This window comes from Streptomyces sp. NPDC047453 (assembly GCF_040643155.1).
Lineage (GTDB): Bacteria > Actinomycetota > Actinomycetes > Streptomycetales > Streptomycetaceae > Streptomyces.
Genome location: NZ_JBEYTS010000041.1, coordinates 1 through 14,688, shown reverse-complemented (window position 1 = coordinate 14,688; position 14,688 = coordinate 1). Strand labels below are relative to the sequence as shown.

11 protein-coding genes and 4 pseudogenes are annotated in these 14,688 nt (G+C 69.3%); 8 read left to right on the top strand and 7 right to left on the bottom strand.

The features are described from left to right. Window positions 1-274 precede the first annotated feature (274 nt). The gene (locus tag ABZ818_RS28505; protein WP_361420508.1) at window positions 275-886 is read left to right on the top strand and encodes a TetR/AcrR family transcriptional regulator; all 612 of its coding nucleotides are present in this window, start codon (window positions 275-277) and stop codon (window positions 884-886) included. Beyond that, window positions 883-1,293, top strand: coding sequence for a DUF6069 family protein (locus tag ABZ818_RS28500; protein ID WP_361420505.1), 411 nt, complete (start codon window positions 883-885; stop codon window positions 1,291-1,293). The genes ABZ818_RS28505 and ABZ818_RS28500 overlap by 4 nt, the downstream gene beginning before the upstream one ends. A 49-nt stretch (window positions 1,294-1,342) precedes the next feature. On the opposite strand, the gene ABZ818_RS28495 is transcribed toward ABZ818_RS28500, so the two are convergent. After that, window positions 1,343-1,666: a hypothetical protein gene (locus ABZ818_RS28495; RefSeq protein ID WP_361420501.1), complete on the bottom strand. Its 324-nt coding sequence runs from the start codon at window positions 1,664-1,666 to the stop codon at window positions 1,343-1,345. Between ABZ818_RS28495 and ABZ818_RS28490 the strand changes: the two are divergent. Continuing rightward, window positions 1,665-1,856: pseudogene (locus tag ABZ818_RS28490) on the top strand (transposase); the annotation flags it as partial. The gene ABZ818_RS28495 and the pseudogene ABZ818_RS28490 sit on opposite strands and share 2 nt — an antisense overlap. Before the next feature lie 248 nt (window positions 1,857-2,104). Next, the gene (locus tag ABZ818_RS28485; protein WP_361420630.1) at window positions 2,105-2,620 is read left to right on the top strand and encodes an aminotransferase class IV; all 516 of its coding nucleotides are present in this window, start codon (window positions 2,105-2,107) and stop codon (window positions 2,618-2,620) included. On the opposite strand, the gene ABZ818_RS28480 is transcribed toward ABZ818_RS28485, so the two are convergent. From ABZ818_RS28480 to ABZ818_RS28465, 4 genes and pseudogenes are all read right to left on the bottom strand, one after another. Continuing rightward, complete coding sequence (locus ABZ818_RS28480) at window positions 2,590-2,907, bottom strand: hypothetical protein (RefSeq protein WP_361420498.1); 318 nt, start codon at window positions 2,905-2,907, stop codon at window positions 2,590-2,592. The two genes, ABZ818_RS28485 and ABZ818_RS28480, sit on opposite strands and share 31 nt — an antisense overlap. 539 nt (window positions 2,908-3,446) lie before the next feature. After that, a complete protein-coding gene (locus ABZ818_RS28475) occupies window positions 3,447-4,973 on the bottom strand; it encodes a multicopper oxidase domain-containing protein (RefSeq protein ID WP_361420495.1) in 1,527 nt (508 codons plus the stop codon). A gap of 297 nt (window positions 4,974-5,270) precedes the next feature. Continuing rightward, window positions 5,271-6,744: pseudogene (locus ABZ818_RS28470) on the bottom strand (IS1182 family transposase). Window positions 6,745-6,820: 76 nt separating this feature from the next. After that, window positions 6,821-7,390, bottom strand: coding sequence for a GNAT family N-acetyltransferase (locus ABZ818_RS28465; RefSeq protein ID WP_361420492.1), 570 nt, complete (start codon window positions 7,388-7,390; stop codon window positions 6,821-6,823). Between the two features lie 289 nt (window positions 7,391-7,679). Here ABZ818_RS28465 and ABZ818_RS28460 point away from each other — a divergent pair. Both ABZ818_RS28460 and ABZ818_RS28455 read left to right on the top strand, forming a co-directional pair. Then, window positions 7,680-7,862 (top strand): annotated as a pseudogene (locus tag ABZ818_RS28460) (hypothetical protein); the annotation flags it as partial. Window positions 7,863-8,779: 917 nt separating this feature from the next. After that, window positions 8,780-9,760 (top strand): alpha/beta hydrolase, encoded by a 981-nt coding sequence (locus ABZ818_RS28455; protein WP_361420489.1) that lies wholly within the window; start codon window positions 8,780-8,782, stop codon window positions 9,758-9,760. Here ABZ818_RS28455 and ABZ818_RS28450 read toward each other — a convergent pair. After that, on the bottom strand, window positions 9,757-11,832 hold the full coding sequence (locus ABZ818_RS28450) for a SpoIIE family protein phosphatase (protein ID WP_361420486.1): 2,076 nt from the start codon (window positions 11,830-11,832) through the stop codon (window positions 9,757-9,759). The two genes, ABZ818_RS28455 and ABZ818_RS28450, sit on opposite strands and share 4 nt — an antisense overlap. 220 nt (window positions 11,833-12,052) lie before the next feature. Continuing rightward, a complete protein-coding gene (locus ABZ818_RS28445; RefSeq protein ID WP_361420483.1) occupies window positions 12,053-12,703 on the bottom strand; it encodes a TetR/AcrR family transcriptional regulator C-terminal domain-containing protein in 651 nt (216 codons plus the stop codon). 73 nt (window positions 12,704-12,776) lie between these two features. Here ABZ818_RS28445 and ABZ818_RS28440 point away from each other — a divergent pair, with 73 nt between their 5' ends. Together ABZ818_RS28440 and ABZ818_RS28435 are read left to right on the top strand one after the other, a co-directional pair. Further along, the gene (locus ABZ818_RS28440) at window positions 12,777-14,204 is read left to right on the top strand and encodes an FAD-dependent oxidoreductase (protein ID WP_361420480.1); all 1,428 of its coding nucleotides are present in this window, start codon (window positions 12,777-12,779) and stop codon (window positions 14,202-14,204) included. Window positions 14,205-14,228: 24 nt separating this feature from the next. After that, a pseudogene (locus ABZ818_RS28435) lies at window positions 14,229-14,676 on the top strand (5-methyltetrahydropteroyltriglutamate--homocysteine S-methyltransferase); the annotation flags it as partial. Window positions 14,677-14,688: the final 12 nt, after the last annotated feature.

Below are 14,688 nucleotides of genomic sequence, written 5' to 3'. Positions count from 1 at the left end.
GTCTACGGCGGCGCTACGCGTGGCCGTTTTCAACGAGCCTCATCAAGATGAGCTCCCTCGGAGCGATGTCGCCCATAGCTGCCCCTTCATCGGCGAGTACCGGGAGATCGTCGCTCTTCCAGGAGTGCACTTGCCACCCCATTTCGTTAATACTCCAGCCGTAGTTGTGGATCTTGGCGGGCTGCCACCGACAAGCAGCCGAGTACGGGAAATGTGAGCGGAGTGAGGACTCACTCATTGACGGAGTGAGCCCTCACTCCGTACTCTCGCGGTCATGACAGCACCTAAGGAGAACCAGACCACCCGCCGCCGCGCCCCCGCCATGTCGCCGGAGCAGCGCCGCGAAATGATCATCCAGACCGCGATCCCGCTGATCGCCGAGTACGGCGCCGCGGTGACGACCGCGAAGATCGCCCGCGCCGCGGGCATCGGCGAGGGCACGATCTTCCGGGTCTTCGCCGACAAGGACGAGCTGCTGCAGGCCTGCATGGTCGAGGCGCTCTCCCCCGAGCACGCGGTCCGCGAGCTCGACGCGATCGACGTATCCCAGCCGCTGCCCGACCGGCTCGCGGAGGCGGCCGAGGCGCTGCAGGCGCACATGTCCAGGATGGGCGCGATCGCCGGCTCGCTGGGGCATCGCGGCGGCAAGCACCCCGGCACGGTGCGCGGCGCGGGCCGCGACGAGTCGACGACCCGTATCCGCGCGGCCCTCGCGGAGCTGCTGGAGCCCGACAAGGCCGCCCTGCGCCGGTCGCCGGAACAGATCGCGGCCCTTTTCTTCGGGCTGCTCTTCACCCAGCCGCGTACGGAGGACGAGCCCGACCTGACCCCGCAGGAGCTGGTGGAGGTCTTCCTGCACGGGGCGCTCTCGGGGGGCGCCAAATGAGCGCGCGGAGAAAGCGCCTGGGGGTTACGGCCCTGACCGTCCTGGCCCCCGTCCTGGTGTGGCTGGTCGCGGACCCACTGCTGGGGCACCGGCTGCAGATCGCCGACAGCGAGCAGACACTCGACATCAGCGCCGTGCCCGTGGCGGTCGTCGCACTGCTCGCGTCGCTCTCCGGCTGGGGACTGCTGGCCGCCCTGGAGCGGTTCGGGGCGCGGCGCGCCCGCACCATCTGGACCGGGGTGGCCGGCGCCGTACTGGCCGTGTCCTTCCTGCCGTTCATCGGCGACAGCATGGACGGCGGCACCCGGGTCTCCCTCGCTCTGATGCACCTGGCGGTGGCGGCGGTGCTGATTCCGGGGCTGGGCGGCAGGTCCCCCGGGGCGGGAGCCGGTGCCGCTAGGGGGTGACCGCCAGCACCAAGTGCGCCGCGAACAGCACCAGATGGAGGCAGCCCTGCTAGAGCGTCGCGCGGCCGGGGATGATCGTCAGCGTGCCCACCACGATCGAGATGAAGAGCGATACCTGGTGGGTCGGGCCGAGGCCCGGCAAGAGCGGACCCTCGTGCCAGATCGCTGCGATGGCCACCGCCGGGATGGGCAGGCCGATGTCGGCGATGTCGGAGCCGTAGGCGAGGTCGGGGGAGGTCTGGCGTGCGGTCGGAGACGGGTGCGGCCACCGATGATCATCGGTGTGTGAAGACTGAAGATCAGGCGGTGGCCGCTGGTCACAGCGTGGACCCTGGCCGTTGGGACGATGACTTCGCAGGGCTGATGCGCGCATAGCCGGACGGTTCGCGCGTGCCGAACCCCGCCGTCGGGTGGGGAAGTTCGTCCGAGGGCTGCTGGCGGACCTGCCGCGGAAGAACTGCTGGACGATCGCGGAGTGGGCCGGTGAGGCCACACCGGATGGGATGCAGCATCTGCTGGAGCGGGCGAAGTGGGACGCGCACGCAGTCCGTGACGATCTGCGTCGCTCGCCTACCCGCCACCGCAGTTCCCACGGCTTCGGGCGGCCCGCGCGCTTGCGGATGGACCAGATGTCGACGTCGACGCCAAGGACCCTCACGTTCTGGTGAACTTGCGGCCGGCGGGTGCCATGCCCCGCCACCGCTTACCGCCAAGTCCTAGACCTTCACTCGCGACAGCGCGGCAGTGAAGCACATTGGCCTCCACTCGCAGCTTCGGATTCGGCGTGACGCCCACCTCGCCGGATTCGACGATGCGGTGTTCGTCGAGCCGGACCGGCCTTGTCTCCGAAGGTGGAACTTGGAATCTCGGTTTCGTCGACCAGGACGGGACAGTTATTTGGCCTGACACCCCCGTGCTCCCCGGTACGACGATGCTCTTGCTTCAAAGCCTTGGCACACCGAAGCAGATCACTGCCCCGGTTCGTATCGACGACGTCCCGAACATGGCCGCTGCATTCGCCACGAACACGACGATTGGCGTGCGCTCCGTGTGCGCGCTCGGTTGGAGCACACAACGTCCGCAACGTGTGGGAACGGCTCGCAACGGCGACCACACGCGGGCAGTGCCATCCCTGCTGGCCCGCCCAGGAAGTGCGCCCGGCTATCTACGTGCGTGTGCAAGTCAGTTAGGAGAGCCCGCGCTCACGCGGCAGGCTCCGCCAGCCGAGCGGCGGAGCCTGGTCTTTGAGGCTTGGGACATCCGGCACATCCTGCCGGACTTCGCGAAGTCCCTATTCTACTCCTCCTCAGTGCAAAGCTTGTCGTAGTTCCTTTCGTAAGCGGCCGTGTAAGCCTGCATGTACTTCGAGTTCTTCGTCTTCGGCGCCCAGGACTGCTTGTATGCGCAGTCTGGGCCGTCGGCCTGCCCGGCTATCCGTCCATCGCGATTGCCCTCCTTCGCCCCCAGGGGCGGCTTCGGGGCCTGAGTCACAGACACCGGCGCGGCGTGGGTGGTGTTGGCCGAGCCCTGTGCCATGGCTGCGGGCGAGAACGCCAGGGCCACGGCTGCGACGAGGGGGCTCGCCACGAGTGCGACGGTTCGCTTCGCGCGCATAGTCAGCCTCTTCCTTGAAGCGGTACGACACATGGTGCCTCGACCTGGCCAAGCACATCCTTCGTACGGTTGCTGATCAGGGAGCGGCATCTATACTCTCTGGCACCATGAGGCCGGTGGATTCCGGCTTCCGACGCCAACTTCCCTGCGGACCGACTACTACTCGCAGTTGTGGCGTCTCTAATTCGACCGTAGCGAGCGCCAGCCAGTATGTCCACTTATGGCCTAATCCCCGTGATTGACGTGCCAACTGCCGCCGACTCCGCGGTGACTAGTTGTGCTTCGTTACCTCAGCCGACCTTGCCTGTTCGGGGACATGGTGGCGAGTATGTCTGAGCGGACATAAAATTCCGCACGATCTCCATGATCAGCATCACGTAATTCCCCACCTCAGTTGCCTGCGCGCCACGATCGTCTCCCTACCGGATCCGCCTCCCAGACAGACCCGGACTGGCAAGACTGATCACAACATCACACAGACATTAGTTACCCGGAGTGGAAGCTCGCCGCCCCGCGCGGCGTACGGGAGCACGCCCGGTTCAATCGCCCTCGTGCCCACGCCCGTGACGCGTATGTCTCGGTGGGGTCCCGGCCGACCCACCCTTCTCCACCACCACGAACTGGCCCATCATTCCTTCGTCCTCGTGGTACAGCAAATGGCAGTGGTACATGTACGGAGTGTCCGGATCGGCCGGCGCCGTGAAGCTCAGCGCCAGCTTCATCGTGGTGTCGTGCGGGACGAACACCGTGTCCTTCGGCCCGCGCAGGGCGAGCGGTGGAGCGGATCCGTTCACCTCCACCACGCGGAACTGCACGTCGTGCACATGGAAGTTGTGCGGCATGCCGTTCGTGTTGCGTATCGTCCAGACCTCCGTCGTCCCGCGGGTGACCGTCTCGTCGATGCGTCCCATGTCCATGGCCCTGCCGTTGATCCCAGACCGCTTCAGGTCGAAGTGCCGCCCACGCACGGCCGCTTCCTCGTGGGGCAGCTCCAAACTGGTGAGTTCGGCCGGCAGTTCCGGCGACGGCCGCAGCCGCTGGGCCACCCGCAGCTCAAGTACGTCGAAGGAGTCGTCGCCTCCGCCGAACCGCCGCTGCCAGGAGTCCCCGTAGTTGCCCTGTGCGAAGCTCTGGAGCATCACCCGCTCACCCGCTCCGACCCGCACGACGATCTCGGCGCGCTCACCGGGCGACAACTGCACCCGGTCCATGACGGCAGGCCGTTCCAGCAGCCCGCCGTCCGTGCCTATAAGTGAGAAGTGACGATCGTCCGGGAAACCGAAGGCGTAGGTGCGGGCGGTGGAGGCGTTGAGCAGCCGCAGCCGGATCAGCTCGTCGTGCACCTGCCGATACGGGCGCAGCGTGCCGTTGACCATGGTCCGGTCCCCCAGGAAGCCCACGCTCTGCATCAGCCCACGGTCCCCGGACAGCCGTGAGCCGTCGAAGCGGACGTCCTGCACGACGACCGGCAGGTCGTCGACGCCGTACCGCTTCGGCAGGGGCAGGCGCGCCGACTTCTCGTCGTCGAGGAGGAACAGGCCGGCCAGACCCCGCCGGACGTGTTCCTCGGTCCGGCCGTGCGGATGCGGGTGGTACCAGAGCGTCGCCGCTGGCTGATCGACCGTCCAGTGCGGCGTCCAGGTGGCCCCTGCCCCGATCATCTGGTGCGGGCCGCCGTCCATGCGCGCCGGCAGATGCATACCGTGCCAGTGTACGGAGGAGGCCTCCTCCAGGTTGTTCCTGATCCGCACGCGCACCTTCTCGCCGCGCTCTGCCCGCAGTGTCGGTCCGAGATAGGAGCCGTTGAACCCCCAGGTCGGGGTCTTCACCCCGTCCTGGAACTCCGTTGCTCCCCCCTGCATGCGCAGGTCGAAGACCCGGGTGCCGTCCTTCTCGACGATCGACTCGGCCAGGGGCGGTATCGCCAGGGCGTTGTCGAATGAGGCCTTGCCCACCGTGCTGACCTTGGCATCGGTCCACAACCAGGCGAACAGAGCACCGATGGCCACGGCAAGCACGGTGATCAGCGAACCGAGCACGACGACAAGGCGCTTCCAGCGGAACACGCGACGGATGGCGCCGGACGGGCTTCCCCCGTCCGACGCTGCGCTTCGGGACTTGTGGCGAGACATGCTCCGAGCGTCGTCGACCACGACGTGCCGGACATCGGGAGCCTGCCGGACCCGCCCCCTGAGTCAACCCTTGCCCCGGGGCCGGGGTTTCCTTTCCTAGGAGCGTGGGTCGGTAACGAGCAAGCCGTCGAGGGTTGGTGGTCGGATCTCTGGCGGTCTGGGGTTTGTCGGCGGTGTCGGGGCGGGTGCGGGGTGTGGTTGCTGTGGAGGGTGATGCTGCCGCCTGGGCGCTCAGGCTCGGGCCGCGGCCAGTCCGGGGGTTCCGACCTGCCCGAAGACCTTTCGCAGGTTGTGGCATGCGGCGAGTAGCCGCCATTCGGCGCGGGCGCCTGCTTCGCCGCGTAGCAGGAATCTGCGGCCGTCTTGGCAGGTCATGATCTGCCCGAAGACGGGTTCGACGATGGCTTTGCGTTGGGCGTAGGCGGCGCGTCCGGGTTTGGTGTGCAGTGTGCGGGCCATGCGCTCGCGCGCCGTGGCGTCGGCCGGGATGCGTCCGCGCGGGGCGGGGCTGACGCGTTCGTCGTGGGACAGGCGGCCGGTGGCCATGAAGGTGTCGGTGTCGTGTTCTTCCTTGCGCTCGGCTGCGGCCTGAAGGTTCGCCTCGGAGCAGTAGCCCGCGTCGAGGAGCGCCTGACGTGCGTGGATTCCGGTGTTCGCGGCGGATTGGTCGAGCATGCCGGTGTAGTTGAGTGCGTCGGCGGGGTTGGTCGTGACGTCGGCGGCGGTGATGATCTGGTGCGCGTCGTCCACCACGGCCTGGGCGTTGTAGGCCTGGATGAACGCGCCGGCCCCGTTCTTCATGATGCGCGATTCGGGGTCGGTGAAGTTGGCCTGCGCCTTGTCCTTCGGCCGCGCGGTTTCGGCCGCCAGGTCGCCGATTTCGGCCACCGCCTCGGGTTCGTCGGTCCCGGCACGCTTTTGGCGTCGCCGCTCCTTGTTCTCGGCGTGCTTGCGGGCCTTCTCGGCGGCCTCGGCCTCGATCTGCGCGCGGGCGGTCTGCAACCTGGCCAGGCGCTTTTCCCTGCGGTCGAGTTCGCGGGCAGGTCTGTGTCCTTGCCGTCGGGCCCGAACCGCTCGTCCTCGGCGGCATCGAGAGCCTCGGCATCGGCCAGCAGGCCGGCGGCCGCCGCCTCGAGGCCGGCGATCTCGGCTTCGAGGCGTTCTTCCTTCTCCACCAGCCGGTTGTAGCTCATCGCCTTGTGCTCGGAGGCGTTGGCCTGCAGTTTCGTGCCATCGAGTGCGACCCGCCCCATCTTGACCATGCCCAGTCGCTGCGCCAGGCGCAGCGACTGGGTGAAGATCCCGGCCAGGGCGTCCAGGTGCCGGGCCCTGAACCGGGATATCGACCGGTAGTCCGGCCCCGCCTCCGCAGCCGGATAGCGGAAGGCCACATCATCGGTGCACTTGCGCTCGATCGCCCGCGACGAGCGCACCCCGGTGGTGTACCCGTAGATCAGCAGCCGGACCATCAACCGCGGGTCATACGGCGGGAACCCGCGCTTCTCGGTGTAGGACGCCAGGATCGGGCCCAGGTCGAGCACCTCGTCGACCAGTTCGGCCACAAATCGGGCCAGATGCCCCTCGGGCAGCCACTCATCCAGGACGGCGGCAGCATCAGCATCTGATCGGGGACGAACGCCCGGAAGGTCTTCTTCACCGCCACCGTCGGCGCGATCTCCGACTTCACCACCGCCGCCGGATCCACCTCGAACAGGCCATGCCCACCAGACATACCAGGATTCTCCCATATGGAAGATCACGAACAGGAGGCGGCGTCGGGCTCAATCGCCTGATCGACTGCCAAGATCCGCGGACAGCGCCGCGTAGATGTACTCGCTGCCCCAGCGATCCCCGTCGAGGTCGTTCTCGACCAGGTGCGCCTCCCGGCGCATCCCGAGGCGCTCACAGACCCGCACAGACCCGGTGTTCTCCACATCCAGCCGTGCGTAGAGCCGGTGCACGCCCAGCGTGTCGAAGGCAAACCCGGCCAGCGCCGCGGCCGCCTCGGCCGCGTAGCCGTGCCCCTGGTGACCTGGGTCGAGAGTCCAGCCGATCTCGGCCTGGGCGGCGCGGGCATCGGCCAGGGTGAGGCTCACCTCGCCAAGGACGCCGGGCTCATCGCGTCGGCAGACAGCGAGCGCCAGCTTGTCCCCGTCGGCGCGCCAGGCCGTCTGCGCCGCGCGCTCGGCGGCAACCTGCTCGCTGCGCTCACGCGTGTGCGCCGGCCGGTACAAGTAACGCGCCACGCTCGGCAGGCTCTGGTAGGCGTACAGGTCGTCGGCGTCGCCGGGAGTGAACAGACGCAGCGACAACCGGGACGTGGTCATCGGCAGCAGCGAGGCGACGTCCATGCGGACCTCCGGGACGCGGATGTGGATCAAGTTGCGGACTGATTGTCGCATCACGACTGCCCGGCAGCCACGCCTTTTCAAGAGCAGCGCTCGGCAGCCGCACTTCACCACGAGGCGCGGCATTCCAGGAGTTGTTTACTGACCCACGCTCCTGGTGTCTGTGTGATGTTGTGATCAGTCTTGCCGGTCCGGGTCTGTCTGGGAGGCAGATCCGGTAGGAAGACGATCGTGGCGCGCAGGCAACTGAGCGATGAGCAGTGGAAGTTGATCGAGCCGTTCCTGCCGATAGGGGAACTGCCAGGTGTCCATGGCTTACGGATTCATGATCGGTCCCGAGGGCGCCTTCGGGATCGACGCCCAGGACTCGCTCATTGCCCTCTACCGGGGCAAGGTCGTCGGCCTTGACGCCCCGCAATGCCTTGAGGCTCACGTTTACGGTGGTCTCGACGAGTGGGGTCTCCACGGCGGCTGACCGCTCGCCGGCACCATCGGATCAGAGCACCTACTTGGCCGGACGGGCCAGCCAACGCGCTCAGTCACATCACAAATATGTTCGATAATCTGCCGCCTGATCTGGAAAGACTGCGCACCCTCGGGTCTGGCATGAGATGTGGCTGCGCCGCATCGAGCGCAAGATCACCGCATCGGCGAGTTTGTCAGTAACGGTGCAGGCCGCATCCGGTTGGTTGAGGAGGGCGAGCATCTGCTCGCCGAGCGCGTCCTCGACGAGCGGCGGCTGGTGGGCCCACTCTCCCCGGAAGACCAAGCTGGCCGGAGTCGGCGTCGTAGCCGACGGCCGCGACGTGCCTGGCCGGCTCGGGCGCGACGTCCGCCCACCGGTCGATGGCGCTGCCGGCCGCGGCCGGGGCCTGCCAGGCCCGCTCGGTCACCAGGTTGTCGATCACCGCGGCGAACGTGATCGGATCACGACCACTGGTGCGCTGCGACGGCGTCACGCACCGGGTGCTGGCACCGCCTCCTGCCGCGTCGGCCGGCCGGGTCTTCGCTGCAGCCCGAGCGACCTGCAGGACCACCGGGCCAGGTCGACACCGGACAGCGCGGGGGCCAGGCCCTCGCTCATGCGTACTCCTCCCAGGGACGGTCGATCACCACGCACGCTGCCAGGGCCTGACACCCCCTACCAGCTGACCTGCACAGACGAGGAAAACGGGGACGCTCAGGGAAGTCCGGGGCACCGTTCTGGCGAGGTGCGCCTACGATGGGCACATCGGCTCGTAGGGCTTGAACGAGGGCCTTGAACCTTGGACAAGGACTCATTTCCCAGGGCCCGGACGTTCAGTGACACCGGCGCTTGCCGGCCGGGCGCCCTACGCCGCTCGGCATGCGTGTCTCCGCATGCGCTTCCCAGCATCGCCAAGGAGCATTGCCATGGCTGCGAAGTCCGCCTCAATCGTCCTGGAGCGCCCGGCGCAGGAACTCGCCGACGCGACCTCGAAGCACCCCTTCCTGTACGAGATGGAACCCGCCCAAGCACGCAGGGTCCTCGACGACCTTCAGGCCGCGCCGATCGACAAACTGCCGGTCGACGAGGAGTGGATCACCGTACCGGCCACGGTGGGCGACGTACGGGTGCGCATCGTCAAGCCGCAGGGCGTCACCGGGACGCTGCCCGTCGTGGTGTACATGCACGGCGGCGGCTGGGTGCTGGGCAACGCCGGCACCCACGACCGGCTGGTGCGGGAGCTGGCGGTCGGCGCCCGTACCGCCGTGGCCTTCGTGGAGTACACGCCCTCCCCGGAGGCGCGCTACCCCGTGGCCATCGAACAGGGCTACGCCACGGCGCAGTGGATCACGCGTGAGGGAGAGTCCATGGGGCTGGACGCCCGACGCATGGCGGTGGCCGGCGAGTCGGTCGGCGGGAACATGACCGCGGCACTCGCCCTGATGGCCAAGGAGCGCGGCGACGTCAGGTTCGTGCACCAGTCGATGTACTACCCGGTCACGGACGCGGCGATGGACACCGACTCCTACGACCAGTTCGCCACCGGCTACTACCTCAGCCGCAAGCTGATGGAGTGGTTCTGGGACGCCTACACCACCGACCCGGAACAGCGCGCGGAGATCACCGCGTCCCCGAACCGGGCCACCCCCGAGCAGCTCGCCGACCTGCCGCCCGCGCTGCTGGTCGTCGACGAGGCCGATGTGCTGCGCGACGAGGGCGAGGCGTACGCCGCCAAGCTGCGCGCCGCCGGCGTGCCGGTCACCACGGTGCGCTACGACGGCACGGTGCACGACTTCATGATGCTCAACTCGCTCAGCCAGTCCAAGGCCGCCCGAGCGGCCATCGACCAAGCCGTCACGTTCCTGCGCGAAGCCCTCGGAACGACTGACACCCCCGGAACGGCTTAGGGCCTTTCGTCTGGGTGCCCTATCTGATCGGCGCGGGTGAGGAGCAGGGCGACGTCGTCGGGTTCGTCGGGGCTGCGCAAGGCGTCCAGCAGGTGGTCGCAGGTCTCTTCCAGGGGACCCGGTGGTCTCGCGAGGAGCCGCAGCAGCGTGGCCAGTTGAGCGTCGAGGGAGTGGCTGCGGGTTTCGACGAGCCCGTCGGTGTAGAGCAGCAGCCCGTCCCCGGGCTCGATCCGCAGCCGGGTGGTCTCGAAGGGGACGCTTCCCACGCCGAGCGGTGCTCCGGTCGGGAGATCGAGGAGCCGCGGACCACCGCCGGCCGGCATCAGCACCGGCGGCAGATGGCCGGCCATGGCGACGTGGCAGCAGGCGCGGCGCGGGTCGTACACGGCGTACGTGCAGGTGGCGAACCGCTGATCAAGCTCGCCGGCGATGCGGTCGAGGTGCCACAGGACCGCGGCGGGGTCCAGGTCGAGCGCGGCCAGGGTCCGGGTCGCCGTACGCAGCTGGCCCATGGTGGTGGCGGCGCCGCTGCCGCTGCCCATCACGTCGCCGATGACCAGGGCGGTCCTGTCGTCGGACAGCGCGATCGCGTCGTACCAGTCGCCACCGATCCCGCAGATGGTCGAGGCGGGCTGGTAGCGGCAGGCGATGTCCAGGCCCGGCCGCTGCGACGGTTTCCGGGGCAGGAGGCTGCGCTGGAAGTTCTCGGCGGTCCGGCGCTGGTTCTGGTACCAGCGGGCGTGTTCGATGCTGACGGCCGCGCGGGAGGCCAGTTCGAGGGCCAGGGTGGCGTCGTCGTCGCCGAACGGCAGTGAGTTGCGGCCGCGGGCGAGGCCAAGCGCACCGAGTACGCGGCCGTGGGCGACGAGCGGGACGGCCAGGCAGGAGTGTGCGTCGATCGCGGCGAGGGCGGCGGCAGCGTGGGCCGGGGCGAGGTGGACGAGGTCCCGGCCGGTGACGGGGGAGGCGAAGACCGGGCGGCCGGTGGTGACACACCGGGTGATCATCTGATGGCGCGCGTACCGGGCGACGTTCCCGACGGGGAGGGAGACGTCCGGGGCCGGGTGGGCGACGGTGGCCATGGTGCGCATGGCCACCGGTCCGTCCGGTACCCGGTCGCGGTCGCCGCCCTTGAGTAAGGCGTCCACGAGAACGACTGCGGCGAGGTCCGCCACTTCCGGCACGCAGACGCGGGCGAGTTCGTCGGCGGTGGTACCCGGATCGAGGGTCGTGCCGATGCGCGCCGAGGCATCGGCGATCAGGGCGAGGCGCTGCCGGGCGGCGGCGGCCTCGGCGGACGCGCGGTGCTGCTGGGTGACGTCCACGAGTTGGACCGCGACTCCGAGTACCTGCCCCACACTGTCCTCGAGCCGGTAGTACGAGACCGACCACGCGTGCTCGTGGCCCGGGTCCGAGGGGGTGGGGGCGAGGATGAGCTGGTTCAGCAGCGGGTCGCCGCTGTCCAGTACGCGGCGCATCGCGGTCTCGACCCAGATGGCGTCCATGAAGTCCAGCACCTCGCGGACGGTTCGGCCGATCTGCAGGTCGGCGGGCCGGCCGTTCATGCGCTCCAGCGCGGGATTGACCACCAGGTACCGCAGGTCGGGGTCCAGGATGCCCAGCCCGACCGGGGACTGTGAGACCAGCCGGGCGGAGAGCGCGAGGTCGCGTTCCATGTTCCGCAGGACGTCCCGGTCGGCGGCGATGCTCAACACGTAGTAGTCCCCGTGCTCGCCTTCCAGTCGCATGTTGCGGAACTCCACCAGGCGAGAACTGCCGTCCTTGTGGCGGACGGGGAAGGTACCCGCCCACCCCGTGCCCTCCGTCATCACCTGGGCGAACAGCGCGGTGACGAGGTTCCGGTGCCGGTCGTCGACCATCAGCCGGGCGGCGTGCCGGCCCAGGGCCTCCCGGGCGGTGTAGCCGAAGATCTGCTGCGCCTGCGGGCTCCAGAAGACCACGCGCCCCCGCCCGTCCAGCACCACCGCCGAGACGCTCAGCAGGTCCAGCAGGCCACCGGACGGCGTGACCGGCTCGTCCCCGCCATCCATGAAGGCTTCGGCAGACTCCACCGTCGACGCCTCCTCTCGCCTCGCCCCCGCGTTCCCGGCCGAGACCGCTGCCTCACGCCACCATGGTCTCGCGCCCCGGCCGGGTCGGCAGGTCCGCCGCGGCGCCCACGGCCACGGCCACGGCCACGTCGCGAACTGCGGAGGTCGGGACCGGACATCTCGCGGGCCACGGCCCGCACGTGGCCGCGCCGCCGGCGACCCACCGCCCGACGGGCCGTCCTCAGCCGATTCCGTACCGCGTGGCGATACCGGCGATCGCGAGTTCCAGTCCCTCCGCGAAGTGCTGCTCGTAGTCCGCGAAGATCTCGGTGCCCGCGGCGGCGGACAGCGGGAAGTCGGCCATCATCCGGGCGCGTTCGCCGATGTCGAAGCCCTCGCGCCGCTCGTCGGGCAGCGGCTCGACGCCCTGCTCCTCGGTGACGAAGCCGAGCGTGTAGAGATACGTGGTCGTGGTCGCGCGCACCGCCTGGGCGAGCGTGAAGCCGGCGGCCGTGAACAGGCGCAGGTTGTCCTCCATCTGCTCGGCGTGCTCCATGCCGGTGAAGCGTGAGCCGCTGAAGACCTTCGCGCCGTCGCGGTAGCCGCGCAGCGCCTCGCGCAGACCGTGATTGGACTTGCGCAGCCGTTCCTGCCAGGTGTCCGCGGGGTCGAGGGGGGTCCCGGCGACCATCCGGCGGTACATCTCCGTGGCCATCTCGTCGAGCAGGGCCTGCTTGTCCTTGAAGTGCCAGTACAGGGCCGGTGCCTTGACGCCCAGCTCGCGGCCGATGGCGCTCAGCGTCAGGCCCGCCAGGCCCACCTCGTTCAGGAGGGTCAGGGCGGCGTCCGCGACCCGCTTGCGGTCGAGAGGCACGCGTTGTTCCGAGTTCACGCTTGACAGCTTAACGGCGTTAAGTCCATCGTCGTGACAGACCGCACTTAACGGCGTTAAGGAGTATCGGCGCATGACCGCACAGGTGGACGTACTGATCGTGGGCGCGGGCCCCAGCGGACTGACCCTCGGTATCGATCTGGCCCGGCGCGGGGTGGACGCGCTCGTCGTCGAGCGGGCCGACGGACTGTTTCCCGGCTCGCGGGGCAAGGGGATCCAGCCGCGCACCCTGGAAGTCTTCGACGACCTCGGCGTCCTGGACGCGATCCGCGCGGCCGGCGGCACCTACCCGGTCGGGATGATCTGGCAGAACGGGCGGCGGACGGGCGAACACCGGATGTTCGACCTGGTGGAGGCGACCGAGGACTCGCCGTACGCGGAAGGGTGGATGGTGCCGCAGTGGCGCACCCAGCGGATCCTGCTGGCACGGCTGGAGGAGTTGGGCGGGCGGGTCGACTTCGGCCGGGAGGTCGTCGGCCTCGCTCAGAACGAGGAAGGCGTGACCGTGCGCTTCGCCTCCGGCGCCGCTCCGACGGCAAGGTACGTGGTGGCCGCCGACGGAGGCCGCTCGACGGTGCGCCGGGCGCTCGGCATCGGCATGACCGGCGAGACGGTCGATCCGAGCCCGATGCTGGTGGCGGACGTCCGCATCACCGGTCTGGACCGCGACAATTGGCACATCTTCCCGACCAGTGCGGAGGGTGACGGCTTCATGGCGATCTGCCCGCTCGCGGGTACGGAGGACTTCCAGGTCGTGGCCGGGTTCCCGGAAGGCACCGCGGTGGACCTGTCCCTCGACGGGGTACGCAAGGTCGTCGCCGCCCGTTCGCATCTCGCCCCGGAGGACGTGACCGAGGTGCGGTGGGCCTCGGACTTCCGCCCGCGGGCGGCCCTCGCGGACCGCTTCCGCACGGGCCGGGTCTTCCTCGCCGGGGACGCCGCACACATCCACTCGCCGGCCGGCGGCCAGGGCCTCAACACCGGCGTGCAGGACGCCTGCAACCTGGGCTGGAAGCTGGGCGCCGTGCTGCGCGACGGTGTACCCGACTCCCTCCTCGACACCTACGAGGAGGAACGGCGCCCGATCGCGGCCGACATGCTCGCGCTGTCGACGAGCGTTCACCGCGGCGAGACCCGCCGCGGCGGGGCGACCCGCCAACTCGGCCTCGGGTACCGGACCTCCTCCCTCACCGAGGAGACCCGCCGGTCCCCGGGCCCGGTGCGGGCGGGCGACCGCGCGCCGGACGGGACGGTGGGCGGGATCCGGCTGTTCGACGCCTTCCGGGGACCGCACTGGACCCTGCTGACGACGGACGGGGACTCGGCGCACAAGGGGTACGGCGCGGGGGTGTTCCTGATCCGCCCGGACGGTTACGTGGGCTGGGCGGGAGAGACCGCGCAGGGGCTCGCGGAGTACGCGGGGCGCGTGGGGGCCGAGGGCGCGCACCGGATCCCATACCGATCAAGGCCGGCCGCCTGTCCCGGCTCGCCATCCGAATGATGGACATGATCGGCCGCGATCCCGGCCGGCGACATCTCCCGTCCGGAGCCGATGACGGTGCGCTGGACGACGTACGCGCAGTCCTTGTCCGACCGGCGTGTCAAGGGCATGCTCACCGGCCCGGTCACCATGCTCGTCCGGTCGTTCGTCCGTGACGACCAGCCCCTCGCCGACACCGCCCGCCAGGTCGCCCTCGCCCTGCGCGAGGAGGTGAACGGCCTGGAGGCGGCGGGACTTCGGTGATCCAGGTGGACGAGCCCGCCCGGCGCGAGACCCTGCCGCTGCGCGCCGCCGACCGCCCGAAGTACCTGGCATGGGCCACGGAGGCGTTCCGGCTCTCCACCAGCGGCGTACGCCCGGACACCCAGATCCACACCCACATGTGCTAGTACTGCAACCGCATCTGGGGGTTGTGGCCTCGACGTTTGTAGTGGGAGCGGCGGGCTCGGGCCTGGCTGTGTCTACGGAAGTGTGACCAGTGCAG